This is a genomic window from Alcaligenes sp. 13f (assembly GCF_020496585.1).
Lineage (GTDB): Bacteria > Pseudomonadota > Gammaproteobacteria > Burkholderiales > Burkholderiaceae_B > Alcaligenes > Alcaligenes phenolicus.
Genome location: NZ_JAHKKC010000007.1, coordinates 187,807 through 212,317 on the forward strand (window position 1 = coordinate 187,807; position 24,511 = coordinate 212,317).

Sequence of the window (24,511 nt, forward strand, 5' to 3'; positions counted from 1 at the left end):
TCAGCAGATCTTGTGTCTTGTCCTTTAGCCTTCATGTTTTCTCCTTGTCATCATGGGTTCCGGGCGATATTCACAATCCGGATTCAGGCAGCGTCCGTACACCACATGACTATGTTCCATAACCTGAAAGCCCCGCTCCTGAGCAATCATTTTTTGCTGCTGCTCGATCGTCTGATCATGAAACTCCTGCACACGCCCGCAGTCCGTGCAAATCAGGTGATCATGGTGTTCGCCATCGTCCAGCTCATATAGCGCCCGGCCGGATTCAAAATAAACCTGCTTTAGCAAGCCTGCCTGTTGCAGCTGGGTCAGTACACGGTAGACAGTCGCCAGGCCAATCTCACTGCCTTGCCGGATCAGTTGGCGATACACATCGTCTGCCGTCAAATGACGAATGCCGGGGGCCTGGAATATCTCAAGAATCTGGATACGAGCCGTCGTCACCTTCAGGCCTCGCTCTTTAAGCTCTTTTGAATCCGTCACGACGTACTCCTTGCTGAACGGGCGGTTAAGGGACTTCCAGAAAACGCAGCGGCCTGCCTTGCGCCTGCCCTTCCAGGACTTCATCACGAACAACACAATGGCCGCGCACAATGGTGTGAATCGGCCAGCCCACAACTGGCATGCCGTCGTAGGGAGACCAGCCGCTGACGCTGGCAATCCAGTCATTGCGGACGCGGCGGCGTGCCTTCAAATCCACAATACTGAAATCCGCATCAAAACCCAGGGCTATGCGTCCCTTGCCTTCCAGTCCAAAAATCCGGGCAGGTCCGGCACTGGTCAAATCCACCAGTCGCTGCAAACTCAGGCGGCCTGCGTGTACATGGTTCAACATCACGGGCAGCAAGGTTTGCACGCCAGTCATGCCACTGGGTGAGGCGGGATAGGCTTGAGACTTTTCCTGCAAGGTATGAGGTGCATGATCGCTGCCAATGACATCCACCACGCCCGAACGAATCGCCTGCCACAGCGCGTCTTGATGAACCTGCCCGCGCACCGGGGGATTCATTTGCGCCAGGCTGCCCAGACGCTCATAACAGTCGGGGGCTTGCAGACTGAGATGGTGTGGGGTCACTTCTACCGTTACGCGATCTTTGTGCGCGGCCAGAAACTGCATTTCCTCTGCGGTAGACACATGCAACACGTGCAATCGGCGCTTCTCCTCTTCCGCCAGACGAACAATGCGTTGGCTTGCCTTCAAGGCACTTTCCACATCACGCCAAATCGGGTGTTGGCGCACGTCGCCACTATCCAGGGCGATATATTTGCGTTCACGCAGCCTGGCCTCATCCTCGGCGTGTACTGCCAGCCGTCTGCGACCATGACGCAAGATGCGACGCAGCACGGCGTCCTCATCCGCTAACAGGTCTCCAAAGGAGCTGCCCATAAAGACCTTGATGCCTGCACAACCTGGGAGCTGTTCCAGTTCCTGCAAGGAATCGGCATTCAAGGCAGAACCACCGATATAAAAGGCGTGATCACACCAGCTTCGGCCTTGAGCAGCATCCAGCTTGGCTCGCAAATCGGCAGCACCCAAGGTCAAGGGATAGGTGTTGGGCATTTCAAAAACCGCTGTCACGCCGCCCAGGACTGCGCCCCGTGTACCCGCTTCCAGATTCTCTTTGTGCTCCAGCCCCGGCTCTCGGAAATGCACCTGACTGTCGATCACCCCTGGCAAAACATGCAGGCCATTAAGGTCCAGCACACAGTCTGCACTCCAGCCGGGCAACAAATCACCAAGAGCCGTAATCCGGCCTTGCGCACAGGCGATGTCGAGACGCTCGGCCCCATTAGGAGTCATTACCGTAGCGCCACAGAGCAGCAAATCGGCATGACGCAAAGTATGCTGCCTGGCGGTTTCTGCAGCCTCAGAGGTAGAGGCCTTCGGGATTACTGACGTCATGGTTTTACCTTTGAGGCTTCTACATCCAGAGCGTCTTGTGCCGTCAAACGAATCCGCTCCATCATGTGAAACAGACCATTGGCGCGATTCGGTGACAAGTGCTGCTCCAGTTCAATTGCCCGTAAAAAGTCAGGGGGATGGGACAGGATTTCTTGCGGCAAACGCCCCGAGTACACCTGCATCAATAAAGCCAATAAGCCGGTGACGATGGCGGAATCACTACGGGCCTGAAAAAACAACTTGTGATCACGCAATTCAGACACCATCCAGACCTGTGCCTGACAACCGTGCAGACGGTTCATCTCGGTACGCCATTCGTCCGGGAAGTCCGGCAAGGAGCGCCCCAGATCAATCAAATATTCGTAGCGGGCCATCCAGTTCCCCAGGAACTGGAAACTCTCCACAATGGCTTGCTGGGCTTGAACTATGGACTCTTCTGGTGCTGCATCCTTACCCACGGTCTTCTCCTGCTTGCTTGAGCGATTGCCTACCCCGATCATCAAGAGCTGGAACAGGGTCATGCCCGCCCGGATGCCAAGGGTGACAACGGACAAGGCGCCGTGCAGCCAGCCAAGTTCCTTTGAGGGGGCCATGCACCTGCAAAGCCTGAATCGCATACTGGGAGCAAGTTGGATAAAAGCGGCAACGTGGCCCCAGCAAAGGGCTAATAAAAAGCTGATAGCCGCGAACAAGCAGGACTAGAACATTCATGGCGTCACGCCCCCGCTCAGTCGCAGAAAAGGCATCCCTTCCGATGAAGGAGTTTTGAACGCCACTGCATCATGGGGATGCAGACTCTCCAGATGTCGTACCTGAACACCAGGATTCTGATAGTCCCCCAAGGCCGCTTCTATACGACGCGCCGCGTCTTCCACAAACATCAGGTTCTGACCATTCAAGGCGGCAAAGGCTTGCTCGTCTGCTCGTTTGGCGGCGGTTTGCAAGGGTGTTGCCAATGACTCTTCAATGCGATCAATCAGCGTCAAAAACCCAAAGTCCTCACTGTCTTCCGATACTTGAATCTGAACCAAAGCCTGACTGCGTTGGCTATGGGGAGTGGCTAGGCTGGCGTGATTGTGCAACCAGGCAGCTACCTCATCTGCATGCAAGACAGGTTGCTTTCCAAAAGCCTGCATAAAGCCCTGTTCAATCAACTGCCGAGCCAGCGCAGCCGAACAAGGACAGGTCGACGAATAAGCTATCTGAACCTGCACCTTGCACATAAACATATCGTCCGAAAGCCTGGCCTCCAGCACGACGGGATAGGATTTCCAGCCGGCCAGACCCTGCGTGACCAAGGCAGGCCGTCGCACCAATAAATCAAAGCGAAAACACAGTCGTGCACTGCGCGTTCCACAGTCCTGCTGGCTATCCACCATGCCTTGCAAAAGACGCCGCAGCCCTAACGGTGACAAGGACTGTTCTGGCGGCAAGTCATTCAGCAAGCGGTACAGCCTGGACATATGTATCCCTTTTACATGTGCCAAGGGCAAATCAACCTGAGCATCCACCCGCGCATGCAACTGCTGCTTATAGCCTCGTTCAAGCACGGTAATGGGCAGATCGATTCCCTCCATACCCACCCAGGAAAGCGGAGTCAGGCCATGGGAGAAATCATTCAAAGCCGGGTCGGGAAGTACAACAGTCATACTCAACATCCAATCAAAAGGCCTTGCTCACGCTGGCAAAGACTTGGCAAGACCTCAACGCCATCAAGGCCAGTCTGCAAACGGATTCGTCCATGTTGTCCAGGTGCTGGGGCCGCTGGCCATTTCTTCATCGCTTAACAGGCAGGCATCGAAACGGGCACGCAGTGCTTCCTCGTCCATATCCATGCCAATCAGAACCAACTCCTGACGCGCATCCCCTACTCGTTCGTCCCATTTTTCCTTGATCAGCGCTACCGCTTCGGGATCCTCCGGCCAGCGTTCAGGCGGCATGGACGCCCACCAGTAACCCGCCACGTGATAGCGAGCCACCGCGCCAGCCTGTGACCAGGAGCCCGCCAGAGTCGGGAAGTTCGCCAACCAGAAAAAGCCTTTGGAGCGCACCACCCCAGGCCATTCACTTTCGACCAGTGCCTTGAAACGCTGCGGGTGGAATGGACGGCGTGCACGGTAAACAAAATTGCCTATGCCGTACTCTTCGGTTTCCGGGGTATGAGTACCACGCAATTCCTGCAGCCAGCCTGGGGCCTTGGAAGCCTCTTCAAAATCGAACAAACCGGTGTTCAGAACGCGGTCCAAGGGCACCTGGCCGAACTCGGCTGTTTCAATACGAGCACGGGGATTCAGACTGTTCAGAATGGCCATCAGGCGCTCGCGTTCTGGCTCGCTGATCAAATCAATCTTGTTCAGAACCAGCACATCACAGAACTCGATCTGCTCAATTAACAGGTCCACAACGGTACGCGCGTCTTCTTCTCCCAAGGACTCACCACGGGACTGAATACTGTCTTGCGAGCTGTAATCGCGCAGGAAGTTAAAGGCGTCCACTACCGTGACCATAGTGTCCAAGCGCGCGACTTCACCCAGGCAGCGGCCATCCTCGCCCTCAAAGGTGAACGTTTCAGCCACGGGCAGTGGCTCTGAAATGCCGGTGGATTCAATGACCAACTGATCAAAACGCCCTTCCTTGGCCAGACGGTCCACCTCCAACAACAAGTCCTCGCGCAAGGTGCAGCAAATACAGCCGTTGCTCATTTCCACCAGCTTTTCATCCGTGCGCGATAGCTCGGCACCACCGTCACGAACCAAAGCGGCATCAATATTGACCTCGCTCATATCGTTCACGATGACGGCCACGCGGCGGCCTTCGCGATTGTTCAGGATGTGGTTCAGCAAAGTCGTCTTGCCCGCCCCCAGAAAACCGGACAAAACCGTTACGGGAATGCGGGCTGCGGGATCGACTGGCGTGTTATCGAGGGTCATCGTCATTTCTCTTCTTCCTTGAGGCGTCAATGGGCAGTTCCTTGCAGAGGACTTCTGTCAATTTTGAGATGTTATAACATAACAATAATTGACCAAGAAAAAACCCTCTTGCAAGGAGGGCTTGACGACCAGGACAGAGAAACCGGTTTTCACAAAGCAAGGTCACAGGAATCTGGAATCTGGAATCTGGAATCAGGTGTCAGGTGTCAGGTGTCAGGTGTCAGGTGTCAGGTGTCAGGTGTCAGGTGTCAGGTGTCAGGTGTCAGGTGTCAGGTGTCAGGTGTCAGGTGTCAGGTGTCAGGTGTCAGGTGTCAGGTGTCAGGCACGTAGCTTAGCTCTGTTTGTGTTGCACGCCACTGCTTGAACAAATCAGCCCGATGCCGGGGATAAGACTCCTCCAGACAGACCAAGCGCTGTATCCTGTCCGTCCGGAAATGCCGAAAATCCCCTTTCAATTCGCACCAGCCCACCAGAATCCGGAAGTGCTGAAAGTAGCCCAAGGAAAAAGGCCAGATCACTCTCTCCGACTCCTGGCCTGCCCCGTCTACATAAATGATGCGCAGCTTGCGCTGCAAACGAATCGCTGTACGCGCAATGCCGAGATCAACAAGCTCAGCATCCTGAATCACTCTAGGCCCAACCCGTAAAGCGGTGCTGTCCAGGCTGTCTCTCAAGCTATCGGGCAAGACCGCAGAGATTTTGGCCATGCCATCGCCAGCCGCTTTGGTCAGCGGCTCGTCCGCAAACTTTTCTACCCAGCGAAAACCCAGTATCAAGGCCTCCAGCTCTGCTTGAGAAAACATCAAGGGTGGCAGCATGAAACTAGGTCGCAGCACATAACCGACTCCCGGCTCCCCTTCTATATCGGCACCTTGCGCCTGCAAGGAAGCAATGTCCCTATACAAGGTCCGAATGCTGACACCCAACTCTTGGGCCAGCCGCGCACCACTCACCGGACGTTTGTGCCGGCGTAGCACTTGTAAAAGGGAAAGAAGTCGTTCTGCTCGGGCCATGCCAGATACTGCCATTTTTTGGCAGCATGGTCACCCATAATGATCTGCTCAATCACCTTGTTGGAGCGATCATGAATCACCCAAACCTTTTGCTGCTCTATGTCCAAGACCCCGCCGCCAGCAGCCTTTTCTATGAGAAGCTGCTTCAAAAAGCGCCCGCTGAATCCTTCCCCACCTATGTCGCGTTTGAACTGAACAAGGGCCTGACCCTGGGTTTGTGGTCTACCCAGGCAGCCAGCTTTGTATCATCCGGAACTGGGCATCGCTCCGAGCTTTCTTTTTTAGTGGACGATGATGCGGCTGTTGATCAGCTGTATCAAAACTGGGTGACTGCGGGTATCACCATAGAGCAAGAGCCCATGACAGCCGTTTTTGGGCGCACATTCGTTGCACTGGACCCGGATGGACACCGATTAAGGGTCTGCACAGCAGCGTAAGACTGGCGCTGCATTACTTGCAAAGCCGTCGGACTCCAAAGAACAAGGGCTATCCCGGACTTGATCCAGATAGCCCCTGCTCCCTCCAGGCTCTGCGAACAGCACAAATCAATCTGTCACCATCGCTCTGCGCATAATTTTCTGCGCGACTGACGAAGATGCCATCATTCCCAAGGTGCCGTAATGCGCTCCCCAAGCCCCCACTTCCCCGCCGCTACGCGTACTTAAAAACACATCCACCACTTCTTGAGAGCTATAGCGCAGCAGCTCGGCCGCCTGCAAAACGCGGGCGACGGCCTCGGTCATGGGGCGGGCCAGGAACTCATCCTCGATTGCCGCCCGAACCAGGCGCTCAGTGTGCTGTACCAGGGCATCGAATCGCTTGTCTTGCCCGGCCAAGGGTCTGAGTTCATTAAAAACCGCCTCCACCGTAAGCGGATCTCTGATCATGGCGCGCCGCACATCCATGCACATCATATTCGCCGTCCCTTCCCAAACGCTGTTCAAGGGGGCCTCTCGATACACACGGGCCATGGGGTTTTCTTCAATAAAGCCATTGCCGCCGTGACATTGCAAAGCCTCATTCGCAATGGAGGGGGCGCGCGAGCAATTGAAGTACTTAGCCGCAGGCGTGGCCACCCGAGCCAGCAGCCTTTCGTGGTCACTGCTCTGCATCAGGTCAGTGGCCTTGGCCACGCGCAAGGACATCAAGGTTGCCGCTTCCACTTCTACCGCCATATCCGCCAGCACATTGCTCATCATGGGCCGATCGGCAATGGAGGTTCCAAAGGCCTTGCGTGATGTCGTGTGACGCAGGGCCAAGGTCAGCGCCTGTCGCATCAAACCCGCCGAGCCAATCGCAAAATCCAGACGTGTCAAATGCGAGTGCGACAGAATTTCCCGAATACCGCGCCCTTCTTCCCCAACCCGAATTGCCAGCGTGCCCGCATACTCCACTTCACTGGACGCGTTGGAACGATTGCCCGCCTTGTCCTTCAGGCGTTGTACAAAAAAGCGGTTATAGCTGCCGTCCGGCAAGGTACGGGGCAAAAAGAAACAAGTAACACCGCCATTGACTTTAGCCAGCGTAAAAAAGCCATCAGACTGCGGCACTGAACAAAACCACTTATGCCCCGTCAGCTCATACCAATGCGCCGTAGCGCCGTGATAATCCGCGCTATGGGAGAAGCGCGCAGTAGTCTGCGTCTCGCGCAGATCTGAACCGCCCTGCTTTTCTGTCATCGCATAGCCAATGACCACCGAGGGCTTGTCCCCCACTTCGCGACGACTGTATTCGTAGCGCGTCCCTTTGAGTTTGTCCGCCCAGATCGCCAAAGCAGGTTCAGCCTCGAAACCGGCATACGCCGCATACGCCATGCCGGTCGGGCAGCCCGTACCATGCTCCACCTGATTCCACAGATAGGACAAGACCGCACGAGCGAAGTGGCCGTTTTTCTCTTGCGTACGCCAGCTTAAATTCGGCACCTCGTGCTGCCAGGCCAGGGTCATCAATTCATGCCAGCTGGGGTGACATTCCAGCCAATCAACCCGGTTGCCGAAGCGATCATGCGTTTTAAGTTCAGGGATATGACGGTTCGCCAAACGGGCCAACTCCTGAACATTTTCATCACCAGCCACCGCCCCCAAAGCCTGACAACGCGATTCGGCCCACGGAGCTTCGCGGCGAATGGCCTCAGTTAAAACCTGATCGCCCGTAAAAGCATTGAAACCACTGGCGGGCAAAGCCTGATTCAAAACCTGATGCGTGCTGTAACGATCCTCGGGCGCATTCAAAATGCTGAGGGGAAGCGCTTGGTTCATGGTTGTCTCCGAACTGTTTTTCTAAGGCGTGGCAGAAAGGACTGCCACGCTGGCGCACGCCATCTGGGCAATCTGGTCAGCCAGCGCGGCCACTTGGCGCTGGTAACTGTCCGTGCCATCGTGCTGCTGACGGCTTAAAGGAGAAAGCGGGCCAATCAGCCCTTCCATGAAACCGCCCACAATGACGGTAGCCGCAATATCGGGCTGCACATCCTGGCGCATCTCCTGGGCATCTTGCCCCATGGAAACAATGGAGTGAATGACCTGGCTGATCGCGGCGCGATACACCAGACGAGCCGCGTCGATTTCCTTATCGCATGGCTCGGCAATCAAGGCATACGCCAGACGAGGATTACGCATGGCGCGTTTTACGAATGTTGAGACTGCGGCATGCAGGCGCAGCATAGAGGCTCCGTCAGCCTGCGCAATGTCTGTGAGTACATCCACCTCCCGCTGAGACACCTGCGACAGCACTTGCGCGAACAACTCGGCCTTGGACGGGAAGTAGCGATAGACCGTCCCAGTGGCCATACCCGCCGCAGCCGCCACACTGGCCACCTGGGCTTCCTGCCAGCCACCTTCACTGACCAAAACACGAGCGGCTTCCAGGATACGGCTACGATTGTCTTGCAGACGAGCTTCAACGGCGGGGGTTTGACGATAGGCCATAAAGAAGTGAACCTTGATTCATTACATGAGTGAATCCTAGTTCATTTCTTTATGGTGGACAAGAATTTCTTTAAGCAGAGGTGTCAAAATACTCGCCTACTGGCATTGCAGGCGGCTTGAGAGCATCTGTCATTTAAAGCAACACAATCAGCAGCCCCAATAAAACTGCCCCCAGCAACAGCGATGACAAAGCCATCAATACTGTTTGCTGGGGGCAGTCTGAAACTAGCTAGCGCGAAGGTATCAAACCAATCAGGCCGACAGTTCCTTGCGAACGATTTCAGCACCGGCGCTCAGGGCGTGCAGCTTGCCACGAGCCACGGCGCGTGGCAAAGGTGCCATACCGCAGTTGGTGGAGGGGTACAGCTTGTCAGCGTCCACAAACTTCAGCGCCTTGCGCAGTGTGTTGGCCACTTCGTCAGCGGTTTCAATCACGTTGGTGGCCACGTCAATGGCGCCAACCATCACTTTCTTGCCACGGATCAGTTCGATCAAATCCATGGGAACGTGGGAGTTCTGGCATTCCAGAGAAATGATGTCGATCTTGGATTGCTGCAGCTTCGGGAAGGACTCTTCGTATTGACGCCATTCCGAACCCAGGGTCTTTTTCCAATCGGTGTTGGCCTTGATGCCGTAACCGTAGCAAATGTGCACGGCGGTTTCGCACTTCAGACCTTCAATGGCACGTTCCAGCGTAGCAATACCCCAGTCATTCACTTCGTCAAAGAACACGTTGAAAGCAGGTTCGTCAAACTGGATGATATCCACGCCTGCGGCTTCCAGCTCTTTGGCTTCCTGGTTCAGGATCTTGGCAAATTCCCAAGCCAGTTTCTCACGACTCTTGTAGTGGTTGTCGTACAGCGTATCGATCATGGTCATGGGGCCAGGCAGCGCCCATTTGATCGGCTGCGAGGTTTGCTGACGCAAAAATTTCGCATCATCCACAAACACGGACTTGGGGCGATTGACAGCACCGACAACGCTTGGAACGCTGGCATCGTAACGGTCACGAATACGCACGGTCTCACGCTTTTCAAAGTCCACGCCTTCCAGATGTTCGATGAAGGTAGTGACAAAGTGCTGGCGGGTTTGCTCGCCGTCGCTAATCAGATCGATACCGGCGTGCAATTGTTCTTGCAAGGACAAGCGCAGTGCATCTTTCTTGCCTTCGACCAGGTCCTCACCTTCCAGTCTCCAGGGCGACCACAGTTTCTCGGGTTCAGCAAGCCAGGAGGGTTTAGGCAAACTGCCAGCGGTGGAGGTGGGTAGCAATTTTTTCATAATTAAATAACCTTGTTGTTTTTGATGAATCAAAGCGCGGAACTGGCTGCCCATTGATCAAGAATAACTTTGTATGGCTTGATAAAACTCTCTTCGGTAAACCGGCCCTGCTCAACCGCCAGACGGCTACGTTCTTCACGATCGTAGACAATTTGCGTAACCGAATGATCCGCATGTTTCAGGCTAGGCTGATAGCGCATTCCTGCTGCCGAATTGGCATTGTAAATCTCGGGGCGGTAGATTTTCTGGAATGTCTCCATCGTGCTGATGGTACTGATCAATTCCAGATTCGTGTAGTCACTGAGCAAATCACCACGAAAGTAAAAGGCCAAAGGCGCAACGCTATTTGGGGGCATGAAATAACGAACCCGCAAACCCATTTTCGCGAAGTACTCATCGGTCGGCGAGAACTCATTTTGCTGGTATTCGACGCCCAATACCGGATGCTGATTACCTGTACGGTGGTAGACCTTGCTGCTGGATACGCTCAGGCAAATCACGGGGGATTTGTTGAAGTTTTCCTGATACAGCGTGGAGTTCACGAAAGCCTTGAACAACTTGCCATGCAAATCACCAAAGCCTTCCGGGGCGCTGAAACCGTTTTTGTTCTTGTTGTGCTCCAGCAGAACCACACTGAAATCGTAGTCACGCACATACGAAGAGAAGTTGTTACCCACAATCCCTTCAATACGCTTGTTTTCTTTGTGGTCAACGATACTGGTTTTCAGAATTTCGATGGTCGGAAACGTAGAACCATTGCCTTCAACATCAATATCAACAGAGACAATATCCAGTTCAACTGAATAACGGTCCCCATTCGGGTTGTCCCAATGCGCCAAACTATTGAAGCGATTGTCGATCATCTTCAGAGTATTGCGCAGGTTTTGCTGACGGCTTTCACCACGGGCCAAATTGGCAAAGTTAGTGGTGATACGTGTGTTATCGGCTGGACGGTAGTTTTCATCAAAACGGATGCTTCTGATGCTGAACGCGAATTCTTTATTCATTTTTATGTATGCCCTAATTTCTGATTTCAATCTCGAATTTATTTTCGAGCCAAGTCATTGATCTTGAAAAATAAATTCATCTTATTTATGTACACTCTGTGCTGATTGTCTGAGCTGCTTCGGGGGGCTGCACTGCTTACTCTCTTCTTCCTGGTGAAGCCAGAAAACAGGTTTGAATCAGCCTCAAAAAAAGTCCCGGCATTTGGCCGGGACTTTCCGCCAAACTCAGCTCATGACCTGATCAGGCACTTGCCCGCAAAACTTTCGCTGCGGCCACCATATTGGTCAAAGCGGGAATCACCTCAGCCCATTGACGTGTCTTCAAACCGCAGTCGGGGTTCACCCACAAACGTTCTGCTGGCACGCGCTCGGCGGCTTTTTTCATCAAATTCACAATGTGCTGCTCGGTCGGAATATTGGGCGAGTGAATGTCGTACACACCAGGGCCGATCTCGTTGGGGTACTGGAAGTTCTCGAAGGCTTCCAGCAATTCCATGTCCGAGCGGCTGGTTTCAATGGTGATCACGTCCGCATCCATATCGGCAATGGAAGAAATGATGTCGTTGAATTCCGAGTAACACATATGTGTGTGGATTTGCGTCTCATCGCCCACGCCGTTGGCGGTGATGCGGAAGCTTTCCACGGCCCAGTCCAGGTAGCTTTGCCATTGCGATTTACGCAGAGGCAAACCTTCACGCAAGGCGGCTTCGTCAATCTGAATCACATGCACACCGGCCTTTTCCAGATCCAGCACTTCTTCGCGAATGGCCAGCGCCAGTTGCAGGCAAGAAGCCGAGCGAGGCTGGTCATCACGCACAAAGGACCAATTCAAGATCGTCACGGGGCCGGTCAACATGCCCTTCATGGGTTTTTGAGTCAGCGACTGGGCGTAGGTGATCCATTCCACCGTCATGGCTTGAGGGCGGCTGATGTCACCAAACAGGATGGGTGGTTTCACACAGCGCGAACCGTAGGACTGCACCCAACCGAACTGGCTGAATGCGTAGCCGTCCAGCTGCTCACCAAAGTATTCGACCATGTCGTTACGCTCGGCTTCGCCGTGCACCAACACGTCCAGACCCAGTTTCTCCTGCTCACGCACGCTGCGCTCAATCTCGGCACGCATTGCGGCCTGATAGCTGTTTTCGTCCAAACGACCGGCCTTGAACTCGCTACGAGCACGACGGATTTCTGCCGTTTGTGGGAAAGAACCAATCGTGGTGGTGGGGAATGCGGGCAGTTTCAGGAATTCAGCTTGCTTGGAAGCACGCTGTTCGTAAACGCTCTTGCGCTTGCCCAGCTCGGCCGAGATGCGCGCCACCGCTGCTTTCACAGCAGGATTATTCACACGGGGCGAGTTGCGACGGGCAGTCAAAGCGGCCAGATTCTCGGCCAGCTCTGCCTTGACGGCATCACGCCCTTGGCTCAAGGCTTTACCCAATACACGCAGTTCATCCAGCTTTTGCAAAGCAAAGGCCAACCAGGACTTCACATCGGCATCCAGCTTTTCTTCGCTGTCCAGATCAACCGGCACATGCAGCAGCGAGCAGGAAGGAGCAATCCACAAACGATCACCCAGTTGCTTGGCGATGGGCTCAACCCAGTCCAGTACAGCGGTCAAATCTGTTTTCCAGATATTGCGACCATTGATCACGCCCAGGGACAAGACCTTGTCGTCACCCAAGAGCTTGAGCAGTGCATCCACACCATCACGATCATTGATGGCATCCACATGCAAACCGGCAACAGGCAAGCTGGCGGCCAAAGCAGCATTTTCCAGCAACTGACCAAAGTAAGTGGCTACCAGCAACTTCACGCCAGCAGCTTTCAGTTGCTGATAAGCGGTTTTGAACGCTTGCTGCCAATCGGCATCCAGCTCGGTAACCAGAATAGGCTCGTCAATCTGCACCCACTCAACGCCGGCTTTAGCCAGCGTCTCCAGCAATTGGACATACACGGGCAGCAAGCGATCCAGCAGAGCCAGCTTGTTGGATTCATCCTTGGCCTTGCCCAATGCCAGATAAGTCACGGGGCCAATAATCACAGGCTTGGCCTTCACGCCTTGAGCCTTGGCTTCAGCCAGCTGCTCCAGCAAACGCGAAGCGTCCAGCTTGAACTGGGTGTCAGCCGTAAACTCGGGGACGATGTAGTGATAGTTAGTGTCGAACCATTTGGTCATTTCACCAGCCGCCACACCACCGCAGCAAGCGCTGTGATCTTCCAGACCTTTGGCCGAACGACCGCGCGCTACGCGGAAATAGTTATCCAGCTCGTCACCATGAAAGCCCTGTACACGCTCGGGCAGGTTACCCAGCAAGAAGCTGGCATCCAGCACCTGATCGTAAAAAGAGAAATCTCCAACGGGCACCAGATCCAGACCCGCCTGATTTTCCCAGTGACGCTGACGCAGTTGTGCGCCCAGAGCCTTGAGTTCGTCACGCGAAGACTCGCCCTTCCAGTAAGACTCCAAGGCGAACTTCAGTTCCCGTTTGGCGCCAATGCGCGGAAAGCCAAGATTATGAATCGTCGTCATGTGCTGCTCTCTAAAGGCCAGTGGATGAATGAATGACTTGCATTGTAGGAAGCCATATCAATGAAGTAAAATGGTCTTATCTCACCAACCCATGAATATCATTCACGTATCATGTTAGAGCGCATCCACCTGGCCGTTGTGCAGCAAGTTGACAAGCAAGGGTCCCTGACCGCCGCCGCTGCCGTGCTGCACGTTACCCAATCTGCCCTTAGCCACACCATGCGGAAACTGGAGCAGCAACTGGGCACAGAAATCTGGCGTCGCGAAGGCCGTAGCCTGCAACTGACTCAAGCCGGGCAGTATTTACTGGCTGTTGCCAACCGCGTCCTGCCGCAGCTGGATCTGGCAGAAGAACGCCTGGGCCAGTTCGCCCAAGGCGAGCGAGGATCGCTGCGCATCGGCATGGAATGCCACCCCTGCTATCAATGGCTGCTTAAGATCGTCTCGCCGTACCTTAGCGCTTGGCCAGACGTGGATGTGGATGTGAAGCAGAAATTTCAGTTTGGCGGGATCGGTGCGCTATTTGGGTATGAAATTGATCTGCTGGTCACCCCCGACCCGCTTTACAAACCCGGCCTGAAGTTCGAGCCCGTATTCGACTACGAGCAGGTGCTGGTAGTGAACAAGGCCCATGCCCTGGCGAATGTGGACTACGCCAAGCCTAAGGACCTGGACAGGGAAATACTGATTTCCTATCCGGTGGACATAGACCGGCTGGATATCTACAACCAGTTTCTGCTGCCTGCTGGTATCGCCCCCCGACGTCATAAAACGATTGAGACGACGGACATCATGATGCAGATGGTTGCCAGTGGCCGTGGCGTAGCGGCGCTGCCGCGATGGCTGGTGGAAGAGTATGCGGAGAAACTGGACGTAGTGCCGGTCAAGTTGGGCAGACACGGCATCGCCAAGCAGATTTTTCTGGGGATGAGGGAGACGGAAACGGTGATTGATTATCTGCAGGCGTTTATGGAGCTGGCTCGGGGGTCCGGGCCGGGTGGACTGCAGCATGCAAACAAGTAGCACATTCCTGATGGCACATTAAAAGCAATGTCCTTCTGAAAAGGCAGCTTTACCTCTGGTAGTGGCGCCCCTCCGCAAAACCCACCGTTCTCAACAACAAGGTACTTTCTTCACATTCGTGATAACGACAAACTGTTCAAAACCCAGTCACACAAGCATCCGCTCTCAACAATCAGGGTCAAGAACGCCTTCAACATACGCGAGCACCTCGGCTTCATTCTCCGGATGATAATTCATAGGCAGACAATCCTGCCGAAGATCCATATAGAGACGAATAGCGTTGCGCAACGCCGTGCCGCAGGCTTTAACTGAATGGCTACCCACGGTCGCTGCCATAGCCGTCGCCAAGTCTGGTGCAATCGCTTCGATACGCCGTACGCCTCTCTGATCAGCTCCAACACGACGCATTGCAAGGGGGCCAAGAACTTGGCCTCGCAAAAAGGCGAGCATATCGATTACTTCAAATAACTCGCTACGCCCGAGCTTGGCCGCCGCGTAGTGCACCCACACCCAGAACCTTTCCTCGAACCATTCTGCGCCCTTATTAGGCCAACGGACCGAGCCTTGTGAAAGACGCGCTGCAAGAATCTCGTCTGACTCCCAAAGAATAATAGGATTCTCGATCCGCTGGTCAAGATCGTCAATAGTCACAAACTTGAGGTCAACGTGCAGGACAGGCTTGCCATAAAGGCATATCAGGAGCCGAGGCTCTCCCACGTGTTCCCCCGTGAAGGCGTACAGCAGATTACCAAGCGTATCCGCAAACTGGCGCATGCTGGCGAAAACATCGGTGTAGGCTTCATCACGCACAACAAGGATCAGATCGAGATCAGAATATGCATCCGTGTTCCCGGTGATCGACGAGCCACCGGCAAGCAATCCGATAAAACGACCATCCGCCGCCACGGCATTGATTACGTCTGTAGCGAAGTCTTGCAAGGATGCTTGGGGGAGCATTTTCCGGGAAGGTATCGTCCGTTCTTCCAGATTGAAAATTAAGGCCATCAGGATTTCGTCACGATACTCAAGGCCATTTTTCAAAGCACGTGGCTCAACGCCGTACATCCTGAAACCATGCTTTTCGTAAAGCCTGAGAGCACCCACATTTCCTTCCACGACCGTTAACATAATCTGCTCAACATGGTCGCGGCCATAGTCTATTACGGCCCGTAGCAGCCTGCCGGCGATTCCTTGAGAGCGTTGCTCAGGCTCCACGAATACGCCGGACAAATGCCCTTTGTGCGCATCCTTTGGCCCGTCTTCCTGTTTAAAAACCGACAACCCCACGATCTTGCCATCGACATAGGCACCAAATGCCACGACATCGTTAAGCCGCTCAAGGAACGTTTCCGGCGGCTTCTTGACCTCGCACTCGTAAACCGAGCCAAACATGTCCGGCGCCTTCAACAAGGCTGCCAATCGGATGGCGCGAAAATCCTCCACATCAGCGGTCCCAAGCTGACGAATCTGAACTTTACTGACAGAACTCAATTTCAATCCTTGTTTATCCGCACGGAAACTCACATACCCAATCAGATCTTACAGCCTGCCACCATCGTTAAGCTATGCGGTCTAACGGTACGAGCAGTGACTCGCACTTGCTAGCGATTTCCCCTCCCCCTGTCATAGCCCCGTGATTTTTGGCTTCGGCGATGATTGGGAAATCACATGAGTTCGACCAGGACTGACAGAGTCCTTCAACGTAAAGACTGAGGAGTCGGCGCCTTGCGGGTGTGGCATCGTAGCGGCGGTACCGCGCAGGAAAAAGAATACCGTGTAGCGTGTCTCCCAGTTCAAAGGCTGGCAGGTGAAGAAAAGCACCACTAGGAACCACAGATCAAGAGCTTGAAAGAGGCCAAACGAACGCTGATAGCGCCTTGGAGCACGTCCTGCCGCCCGTTTCAACAACTTAAGGCTGAGCCCCGAACGGTTGCTGCTTAGATTGGCCGATAGGTCGTTTTTTCACAGTGATAGTTCCGTAAGGTTTTTGCACAAAAAAAAGCCCGCAATTATGCGGGCTTTTCTGTTTTCTATGCCTTGAGTTGCCTGGCTATGCCAGACGCGGGATCACTCCCACTCAATTATATTGTTATAATTAATTCTCATTAAAATCATATAGTTATAAAAAAACCTATCGGCAATACCATAATAAATACCATGTCAGGAAGATGATCCCATTCCTGAATGAAACGGCCTAAACGGCAATAACTTTACTACCGATCCAAGAGAGGAGTGAAAAGGTCTTGAAGAGCTCTATCGTCAAACTTCTCCCGCTCTCTCTTGTTCGACGGTGGGAAACTCGGGGAGGGAGCGGGACTGCTCCGGTCTTCAATCTCGCCGATTCGGTCCTCGATGTCGGAGACGGCGCGACTCAAAACATCTTCCGGCACGCCGAAACGGGGCGCGAACTTTTTGAGGGCATCGATACGATCCGATAAGGAGGACTCGCTATCATCCTCGCTGATGCGACTGGTATTCTCCTCGAACTCTTCTAGCACAGCGGCTTGCAAGGCATGGTTGATGCTGGACGGCAGCCCTTGCGCTGCATCCACTGCATCCACGAGCGTGGAGAGCATGTCACTCGAACACCAGCGTATAGTGTCCGTGATCGCCTTCTCAAGGAGCTCCAATAATTCGGTTTCGTATATGAATGGCCGTCCATATTCCTTGTCACCTAGCCGACAAAATATGTCGATCAAGGCCTCTCCATCCGACCATGCACCAAAGCCCTGCTGTGGATTGCGGGCAATCGCCATAATGCTGTCAGCAAATGCCCGCTCGTTCGTGAGCCGCCACCAGTCCATCAACATCCCCAGCCGTTTGGAGTTTGCAGCATCGTTGTATTCAAGCGACCGCGCATCGCCAGCTCGCGGGCGCCAGTGCGGACGCGTTTCGATCATATCCAGCATGCCAGTGCAGGCTAGGGCGATCTTTGTTTGATCGTCTTCGCTAAGACCGCGCGGATACACAAAATCCCACAAACTTGACAACCAGTCTATGGAGACTGCTGTAGGGACAAGACGAATTAATAGCTCTGTGTCCAACAGATAGGATGAGAGATAATCCTTGAGCGAAGGATTGAGAAAAGAAACCCTTGGTCCGCTGATGTTGACAATGTTGACGAAGCTACCTTCTAGGATGCGAAGGGCTTCTTCGAAGTCCTTAGGCCCGTGCGGTAGGCCATAGGCTGTGCTCATCGCTGTATGTAAGGGCTCGAAAGACAAGCGAAGCGTGCCAAGGGGCACTCCATACTCCGGGAGAAAAAACATCGCCATCAAGAGGTGTCTGCACCGATGATCGATGTGTGTCCGGAATGCGGTATCCCAAATCTGGCTAGGGTTATTCAGAGCACCGATAAAGGCCACAGCATAGTCTGCGGGTTCGATATCACCAATGCGAAATGCATCGGTCATAGCCTCGATGACACGCGGGTTATAGTTCTTGTGATCAACAATTTCCGCAAGCTTCTTGCTTTCCAATAGCGCACGGATATGCGACTGTGGTGTCTCTGACACGAGTAGATGATTGTAAAGAATCCTCGCCTTAATCCGGCGCGTATAAACACCAACATCGAGAACGTACTTCGTTACATCGAGGCGCTGGTCGCCAAGATGTTCGGAAACCCTCCGGGCTTCTTCAAAGATGTACCCCCGCGTCGTCAGAATAAAACGAGCATTTGGGGAGCGACGTACTCGGCTCATGAACCGCGCTAAATCAGAATCCTTGTGCGCCAGAGCTTGCCGGTCGAGGGCAACCCTTCCTAGGAAGTCGTCGAAAAGGAACACCTGCTTTTTGCTGTCGCTAATGGCCGCGAAGCCGTCCTCTAGACTACGGATGGGAACGAGCTCCCACTCCTCACTCAGGAATGTGTAACATAGCATCTCGGCCAGTGTCGTTTTACCAACACCCGGGGGCCCTGAGATGATAAGAAGCCGATGCTTCTCCAGCGTAGCCAGTGATTGATCGAAGCTCGGGTTTGATGCGTAGACACGGACCTTCTGTTCAATATCTTCTCGCGTGAACGCTGCAAAGGTATGGGCCGCCGCGCGTACGACTCGGTCTAGAACACCCGCACCAGAAAGCCACAGTTTGATGTGCGACTTGAGAATATCTGGGTACTTCCGGAGAAGACCGTTGAGGTCCTCCGGACCAAAAATATCCGCTTCCGACCTCAGGCTGGGCCCTATAAGCGGAGTGAGCTTACCCTTTCCAAGTGGGGTGAACTTACAGGAAGTCGCTAAAATGTAGCGAATCGGAGCGAGCTTATCGATTGAAAATCGCTCACGCTTCATAGTGGCTATCAACTTACCGAACGGCGAACCTTCATAATGCTTCGCCTGTAGAATGACGTTACCATTAGCCTGCGCGTGCCGGCCATCAATGCCGCCATCCGGCCCTGCGCAGAATGCTTCGAAGCGAAGTCCTTCTTCTCGTCCTATGAGGTCTCGAACAAGATCCTCAAAGTCGGCCGATGATAGATTTTTGAAATCGTAACTCATGCTGCCGTTTCGTCCACTGCGTCGGTGGCTGTGTTCTCATTCGCAAGTGCTAGAGTAGCTAGCGCTTGTGGCCCCATCATCATCTCATAATGCGCGAGGTGATTTGTGACTTCGAAGATTCTGCGAAAAATATCGAGATAACGGGTGACCATCGCTTCATCGACAGAAATGTACAGGTCATCGTTGAAACTGTGCGATCCATCATTCACCCAAGTAAATAGCGAACCACATATTTGCTGGTCGCGACCCTCGAATCTCGCGCAGATGTCATCCTTATCGAGGTTTCCGAGAATCTTGAAGTAGTTCTCGAGGATGCGTCTTAGCGTGTTTTGGAGCGCGATATTTGATCGGTTCGGCGATCTGACCTCAGCCCAAAGGAGCTCATAAGAAGTACTGATAGGGTTGTGATTGTAGCTGGTGATTACGGATACATCGTTCACTTTCCGCACGATCCAAAACGTCTCGTGTGCTCGGCATTCTGTGCCGCGCTTGGGATCGAAAGATACTTCTTTATGGAAGTAGATGTTGTGCGTCAATAGAAAGACCTGCTTAATAAGCCCAGTCCCTCGGCAAGCCTCATCGAGCACACGTTTGATCAGAGCACTGACGATAAAGAGCACATCGCTGTCAAGGCTAGAGACAGGATCGTCGAACACGACGACTCGCTCCGCATTTATCCCGCTTGCATTGATACTGCCTCTAATGAGGTGGTAAAAGTAGAGGAAAGTGATGAAGGTGCGCTCTCCCTCGCTAAGGGTGGTAGCAGCTTCGCTCCCATCTCCTCTTACAATTTCATAGAGGTTTTGATGTTGGCCAGCGGTCGCGAGGCGGAAACCCGTAAAGCCGAACGATCTTAGAATGGCGTTAATTTCCGTAACGGTTGGCTGAACACTCGTTACTTCGCGTTCCAACGCTGCAAGTTCGTTACTGGCCTCTGCAAGCGCCGCTCGCTTTGAAGCAAGCCCGGCCGTCAGGCCAGTAACGGCACGATCAAGCCCCCTTTTCGCGTTATCGTGGTCAGTAAATGCGAGCCTCGACTCCTCAAGTAAACATCTCCAGATTTGCGATATAAGAGTGGCCCGCTCGGTCGCCAGATTGTCAACTGTCGCATTGTGCTTACCTATCTCAGTATTTGCGTTGGAGATAGCATCTTGAAGGGAGGCGACGATTTCACCAACGGGCTCAAGCGTGACTTGCGAACTTGCCTCTTTCCGTTTGCGGTCGATTTGCCGAAGATTCAACTCTAACCGTGCTGAGAGTCGATCGATATCGGCGCGAAACGCTACCACATCAAGATACTTGCTTCCCGCACTGTGGATCAACTCGAGCCGAGACAAAAGGGTTTTGGAGTGAGCATCATATGCGTCCCTTATGCGTTCGATTGCTGCGATATCAGCAAGATAGGTTTCGTCAAAGTAGTCATTCAGTTTTGTTTTTAGAGAGTCGTTCATCTCCTGCTGGCAGAATGGGCACTGCGGCCCCGCTTCGTCTACATAACCAAGGCCTTGCCGCACCCAGTCGCTGTTGCCGAGGCGACGTATAAGTGCAGCGATGTCAACGTCTTCTTTCCCTACGATTTTTTTCGAGAGAACTGCCGAGCCTTCAAGGACCACAAGGTCGTTGGCGTCAAACACTACCATGGGTGTAAGACGTTCGAGCCCTTTCTCAAAAATTGTCAGCGCACGTTGTTTGAGCTCGTCAAGCGGGACAATCTCAGCAGAGTTCTGCGCCCACTCCATCAGGATCTTGTCGCAAAAGTTAGCCTTTGAACTTCGGAAGCCAGTGAATGCCTCTTGAAAATAAGGATCGTGGACTGTCTTGATCTCCCAGCATTTCTGTTCTATGCCAGTCCTTAAAGTCTGGAGTTCCCCGAGCTTGCCGGAGCTTACGTCACCCAAGGTATTTTGGAGTTGAGCAATGTCTCGGGTTAGGGATTGCACTTGGGCGTTCGCCGCTTCGATCTTGGCAAGCGTTTCAGCCTCCGCCTGCCCCAGCGTGAAAATGCCCGGCATCTGTTGAGCGAAATTCCGAGAGCAGAAGTCACTGTTGTAGACAAGACGCTCCAGTGGCTGACCGGTCCACGTAACAGCGCAGGCGGGTTTTGAAGCGGGGTCTGCAATGACACGCGAGATAGTCGTTTTACCCGATCCATTGGTACCAAAAATAAAATTGATTGAGCGAAGTCCTGCCAGACGTTGCGTATTTGCCCCGTAACTTGCTTCGTTTGTTATAGAAATATCAGATAGCATTTTATCCCCTTTCGCGCCGATTGCGAGTCCCCCCGAACGCGAGAATTAGCGAAACGGACTTAAGCATATGCACTACGAAGCCACCTTGCGCCCAGCGTCGCAAAGGATATTCACTCGTTTTTGAGGAAACCGCATCCAGCTTGGGCCGTCACGACCGACGCAGCTTGGTCATCATTGCTTCGCTGCGGATCCCGAACATGTACAGTCGCACTCAAATGCCTCTTTCATCTGTCGTAAAAGAATCGACAACTCATCCAAACTTCCATCGCGACGTACTTCGGCAAGCAACTGTTCTGAATAGGCCGGATTGGCGCGGAGATATTCGACCATTACCTCAATATGTGATCTGTCTTTCATTTCGCGATACCCCCATCCCTACGGAACAATCAAGCATGCAGAATTTTGATATATTTCATGTTGCCCACCGAATTTTATTGGATTGCACAATCCAAAGTACATCAAAATGGATATGTATTGCAGGTTAAACCAGCAACCAATCCCGAAGAAGCATCAAACAGAAAACCCGAAAAACTGAGCATAACCCTTCGTCATTTTCTGGAAAAGACTATAGCGCTCATTTTCTCTCGAATTCCCGCCTGTAATTCGCGAAATTCGATCATCATCTGCTCAACGTCAACGGGCCTTGCACCTTGACCGCGCTTCTCCGCGAGCCACAACTTCAGCAACCCGGCCACCCGGCCAAGGTCGCCGTTCACGCGCACAAGATCGGCCACGGCTGACAGGTCAGCCCTTGCCCGAATAGGCGCGTTCAGTCCGGCCGCTTTCATGTAGGCGGACAACGACAAACCGGACTGAGCAGCCCGGTCGGCCAGCTCGGCCTTTTCGTCGTTGTTCACCCATACCTCTATTCGTTGGCCTCGGGGTCGGGTTCCTCGGCCCTTCCCTTTCGGTTTCTGTTCTTCGTCACTCATCAGTGCCCCTTTTCCATCGCGCCCGATGGCGCGGATTGGTGTCGTTGTCTTGCCCGGCTTGCGCCTCCTTTTTGGTGCCCGTGGCTCCTTTGTCGCAGCAGCGACCGTCAGCCTCGCAGAGCAGGATGCCGTCGAACCGCAGGTGAGTAAGGGGCGGTGTTGGACTGGTGCGGGCTTGCCCGTACCGGTACAACACACATCCTGCCTGCTACCTCTCTGCGATTCTATGCGACCGGAGTAGAATCGCCATTAAAACATGGCGTAATCGCGTACATTCGCGCTAATTCGCATACATTCGCGTAGCATCGCATTAATCAATTCTTCTAATCGCATAGAATCGCGTACATTTGCATAGAATCGCGTTCCCGACTGAGTTCATGAGCATCAAGTACGGACTGACACCAAAAGGAGGGACTTTGAGAGGCCATATGCTAGGCCAGCCAAATCTAAGCCTTGTAAATTGCTCGACTCGGGTGAGAACATAGCTTCCGTTTACGCGCTTTTTTTCGAAACTCGATCATCAATAAACGACGGAGTAATCATGGCACGAAAAACCCTCGCAGAGCGCCGTTCTGATGCCCTTTCTGAGCTTGAAACGGCAAAAGCAAGGCTGGCAAAGCTTGACAATGAGGCAGCCGAAAGAATCGGAAGAATTGCAATAAAGTCAGGATTGGTTAATCTTGAGCTGACGGACGATCAAGTTCGGGAAGAATTCGACAGAATCGTGGAAAGGATCAGCAAGGGGAATTGATCATGAAGACAGCTCACCGCATCAGCGCATTGGCCAATCAACTCAACGAACTGCAAGCCTGCCTCGGTCGAGCCAGTGGGCGGGCTAGCAAGAGCGTTATAGAAGCCCAGCGCATTGCGGCCGAGCTGGCTTCTTTACTCGAAGAGTGGCACCTTGAAACGTTGCACATCCCTGAAACAGAGCGTGACCTCTATCGCGTACAGAATCCCTATTACGCGGCCCACTGACGCCACGCACCGGCTTATAAAAGCTCACTTCGGTGGGCTTTTTTTTGTCCGCAAAACGCATCAAAACGGACAGCCAAACTCGTTCCGCTCGTCTTGAAAAACGCGATCAAAATCATAGTGTTGAGAAACAATCTCGTGAAGATTGACGGACAGTTTACGGACATAAACCCTTGAATTCTATGCGGATACAAGATTATCCGCATATTTAAAACCGCTCCATATCGGTCAATAATCAAACCTCGGACGATGACAAAATGAGGTATTCGGTATGGAAATAGAATCGCAAAAAACGTCGGCTTATGCCGCCCGAAAATTCGGTCGAGGCGCGGCGCTCGCTCTGGCAATGGCAAGCGCAGGCCTTGGTGTAAGTCTCTACATGGCACCGGCTCCGGCCTATGCCATCTACTGCTCGAACTGCTCGACGTTCTATCAGCAGATGTACGAGTACGCCGAAGCGGTCAACACGCAACTGAACACGGCCCAGCAGTTGCAGACGCAGATCCAGCAGTACGACAACATGATTAAGCAGGGCATGTCACTGCCCAGCCGCATGTTCAACACCATCACTGGCGACCTTCAGCGCGTGGCCAGCGTCTACAACTCGGCGCAGTCGCTCGGCCGCAACATCAGCAATCTGGACGAACAGTTTCGCCAGCAGTTCAAGGGCTATGACAGCTATCTGAACTCGATTGGCCAAGGGCAAAACAACATGCCGCAGCGCTATCGGGACTGGGCACAATCCGGCTTCGATAACGCCCGCACGGCCATGCAGGCCGCTGGCGTAAATACCAGCACATTCGAGGATGAGAACGCGATGCTGGATCAGTTGGTGAGCCGTTCGCAGTCGGCCGTTGGCCGTCAGCAGGCCATTCAAGCCGGGAACGAGATTGCGGCGCAGAACGTGCAGCAGCTCCAGAAACTGCGCGATCTGGTGGCCACGCAAATCACCCTGCAAGGCAACTACATGGCGCAGCAAAACGAACGGCAGTCCGTTAGCGATGCCTCCGAACAGCAATTCCGCAGCCGTGAAAATACACGCGGCCCGTCTGAGGGGTTCTAACCATGATGATTTCTAAGGCGCTGATTGCCGCCCTCTGCCTCGTCTCGGCCCTTGGTGGGTCGGCACTGACGGCCGTAGTCGTCACGAACACCGCCGCGCCGGAATGCGCAGCGGTCGGCAATGGCCATCAGGATGACCAATTCCGCAGCCGCCCAAACACTCGCGGCCCGTCTGAG

The 24,511-nt window shown here is 53.6% G+C and carries 21 protein-coding genes; 5 read left to right on the forward strand and 16 right to left on the reverse strand.

Annotated features, from left to right (window positions below):
* Nucleotides 1-24: 24 nt before the first annotated feature.
* The 7 genes from fur to KOE80_RS08380 form a co-directional block, all read right to left on the reverse strand.
* Nucleotides 25-483 carry a ferric iron uptake transcriptional regulator gene (fur, locus tag KOE80_RS08350; protein ID WP_115635190.1) on the reverse strand — a complete coding sequence of 153 codons (459 nt, stop codon included), beginning with the start codon at nt 481-483 and terminating at the stop codon, nt 25-27.
* 25 nt (nt 484-508) lie between these two features.
* Complete coding sequence (locus KOE80_RS08355) at nt 509-1,903, reverse strand: dihydroorotase (protein WP_226348881.1); 1,395 nt, start codon at nt 1,901-1,903, stop codon at nt 509-511.
* A complete protein-coding gene (locus KOE80_RS08360) occupies nt 1,900-2,457 on the reverse strand; it encodes a SufE family protein (protein WP_226348882.1) in 558 nt (185 codons plus the stop codon). Before KOE80_RS08360 ends, KOE80_RS08355 begins: the two co-directional genes overlap by 4 nt.
* On the reverse strand, nt 2,354-2,614 hold the full coding sequence (gene yidD, locus KOE80_RS08365; RefSeq protein WP_081055382.1) for a membrane protein insertion efficiency factor YidD: 261 nt from the start codon (nt 2,612-2,614) through the stop codon (nt 2,354-2,356). The genes KOE80_RS08360 and yidD overlap by 104 nt, the downstream gene beginning before the upstream one ends.
* On the reverse strand, nt 2,611-3,552 hold the full coding sequence (gene folE2, locus KOE80_RS08370) for a GTP cyclohydrolase FolE2 (protein ID WP_226348883.1): 942 nt from the start codon (nt 3,550-3,552) through the stop codon (nt 2,611-2,613). The genes yidD and folE2 overlap by 4 nt, the downstream gene beginning before the upstream one ends.
* Nucleotides 3,553-3,615: 63 nt before the next feature.
* Nucleotides 3,616-4,839 carry a zinc metallochaperone GTPase ZigA gene (zigA, locus tag KOE80_RS08375; RefSeq protein WP_319002398.1) on the reverse strand — a complete coding sequence of 408 codons (1,224 nt, stop codon included), beginning with the start codon at nt 4,837-4,839 and terminating at the stop codon, nt 3,616-3,618.
* Nucleotides 4,840-5,144: 305 nt separating this feature from the next.
* Nucleotides 5,145-5,846, reverse strand: coding sequence for a helix-turn-helix transcriptional regulator (locus KOE80_RS08380; RefSeq protein ID WP_226348884.1), 702 nt, complete (start codon nt 5,844-5,846; stop codon nt 5,145-5,147).
* A gap of 71 nt (nt 5,847-5,917) precedes the next feature.
* Between KOE80_RS08380 and KOE80_RS08385 the strand changes: the two genes are divergently transcribed.
* Complete coding sequence (locus KOE80_RS08385; protein WP_060185933.1) at nt 5,918-6,283, forward strand: VOC family protein; 366 nt, start codon at nt 5,918-5,920, stop codon at nt 6,281-6,283.
* A gap of 108 nt (nt 6,284-6,391) precedes the next feature.
* Here KOE80_RS08385 and KOE80_RS08390 read toward each other — a convergent pair whose 3' ends face one another.
* From KOE80_RS08390 to metE, 5 genes are all read right to left on the reverse strand, one after another.
* On the reverse strand, nt 6,392-8,104 hold the full coding sequence (locus KOE80_RS08390; protein ID WP_226348885.1) for an acyl-CoA dehydrogenase family protein: 1,713 nt from the start codon (nt 8,102-8,104) through the stop codon (nt 6,392-6,394).
* Between the two features lie 21 nt (nt 8,105-8,125).
* Nucleotides 8,126-8,773: a TetR/AcrR family transcriptional regulator gene (locus KOE80_RS08395; RefSeq protein WP_035268038.1), complete on the reverse strand. Its 648-nt coding sequence runs from the start codon at nt 8,771-8,773 to the stop codon at nt 8,126-8,128.
* A gap of 252 nt (nt 8,774-9,025) precedes the next feature.
* Nucleotides 9,026-10,054: a methionine synthase gene (locus KOE80_RS08400; protein WP_009454664.1), complete on the reverse strand. Its 1,029-nt coding sequence runs from the start codon at nt 10,052-10,054 to the stop codon at nt 9,026-9,028.
* Nucleotides 10,055-10,083: 29 nt separating this feature from the next.
* Nucleotides 10,084-11,061, reverse strand: coding sequence for a DUF1852 domain-containing protein (locus KOE80_RS08405; protein WP_226348886.1), 978 nt, complete (start codon nt 11,059-11,061; stop codon nt 10,084-10,086).
* Nucleotides 11,062-11,302: 241 nt separating this feature from the next.
* The gene (gene metE, locus KOE80_RS08410) at nt 11,303-13,594 is read right to left on the reverse strand and encodes a 5-methyltetrahydropteroyltriglutamate--homocysteine S-methyltransferase (protein ID WP_115635176.1); all 2,292 of its coding nucleotides are present in this window, start codon (nt 13,592-13,594) and stop codon (nt 11,303-11,305) included.
* A 111-nt stretch (nt 13,595-13,705) separates the two neighbouring features.
* On the opposite strand from metE, the gene KOE80_RS08415 reads away from it, so the two are divergent.
* Complete coding sequence (locus KOE80_RS08415; protein ID WP_226348887.1) at nt 13,706-14,617, forward strand: LysR family transcriptional regulator; 912 nt, start codon at nt 13,706-13,708, stop codon at nt 14,615-14,617.
* A gap of 165 nt (nt 14,618-14,782) precedes the next feature.
* Here the strand turns inward: KOE80_RS08415 and KOE80_RS08420 are convergent, their stop codons facing one another.
* From KOE80_RS08420 to KOE80_RS08435, 4 genes are all read right to left on the reverse strand, one after another.
* The gene (locus KOE80_RS08420) at nt 14,783-16,108 is read right to left on the reverse strand and encodes a GNAT family N-acetyltransferase (protein ID WP_226348888.1); all 1,326 of its coding nucleotides are present in this window, start codon (nt 16,106-16,108) and stop codon (nt 14,783-14,785) included.
* A 722-nt stretch (nt 16,109-16,830) separates the two neighbouring features.
* A complete protein-coding gene (locus KOE80_RS08425; RefSeq protein ID WP_156865782.1) occupies nt 16,831-19,116 on the reverse strand; it encodes a restriction endonuclease in 2,286 nt (761 codons plus the stop codon).
* The gene (locus KOE80_RS08430; protein ID WP_156865781.1) at nt 19,113-21,365 is read right to left on the reverse strand and encodes an AAA family ATPase; all 2,253 of its coding nucleotides are present in this window, start codon (nt 21,363-21,365) and stop codon (nt 19,113-19,115) included. The genes KOE80_RS08425 and KOE80_RS08430 overlap by 4 nt, the downstream gene beginning before the upstream one ends.
* A gap of 548 nt (nt 21,366-21,913) precedes the next feature.
* Nucleotides 21,914-22,297 carry a plasmid mobilization protein gene (locus KOE80_RS08435; protein WP_060426170.1) on the reverse strand — a complete coding sequence of 128 codons (384 nt, stop codon included), beginning with the start codon at nt 22,295-22,297 and terminating at the stop codon, nt 21,914-21,916.
* A gap of 541 nt (nt 22,298-22,838) precedes the next feature.
* On the opposite strand from KOE80_RS08435, the gene KOE80_RS08440 reads away from it, so the two are divergent.
* The 3 genes from KOE80_RS08440 (at nt 22,839) to trbJ (ending at nt 24,335) form a co-directional block, all read left to right on the forward strand.
* Nucleotides 22,839-23,048, forward strand: coding sequence for a TraC family protein (locus tag KOE80_RS08440; protein WP_156865780.1), 210 nt, complete (start codon nt 22,839-22,841; stop codon nt 23,046-23,048).
* A gap of 2 nt (nt 23,049-23,050) precedes the next feature.
* Nucleotides 23,051-23,275 carry a hypothetical protein gene (locus KOE80_RS08445; protein WP_156865779.1) on the forward strand — a complete coding sequence of 75 codons (225 nt, stop codon included), beginning with the start codon at nt 23,051-23,053 and terminating at the stop codon, nt 23,273-23,275.
* A 268-nt stretch (nt 23,276-23,543) separates the two neighbouring features.
* A complete protein-coding gene (gene trbJ, locus KOE80_RS08450) occupies nt 23,544-24,335 on the forward strand; it encodes a P-type conjugative transfer protein TrbJ (RefSeq protein ID WP_156865778.1) in 792 nt (263 codons plus the stop codon).
* Nucleotides 24,336-24,511 lie beyond the last annotated feature (176 nt).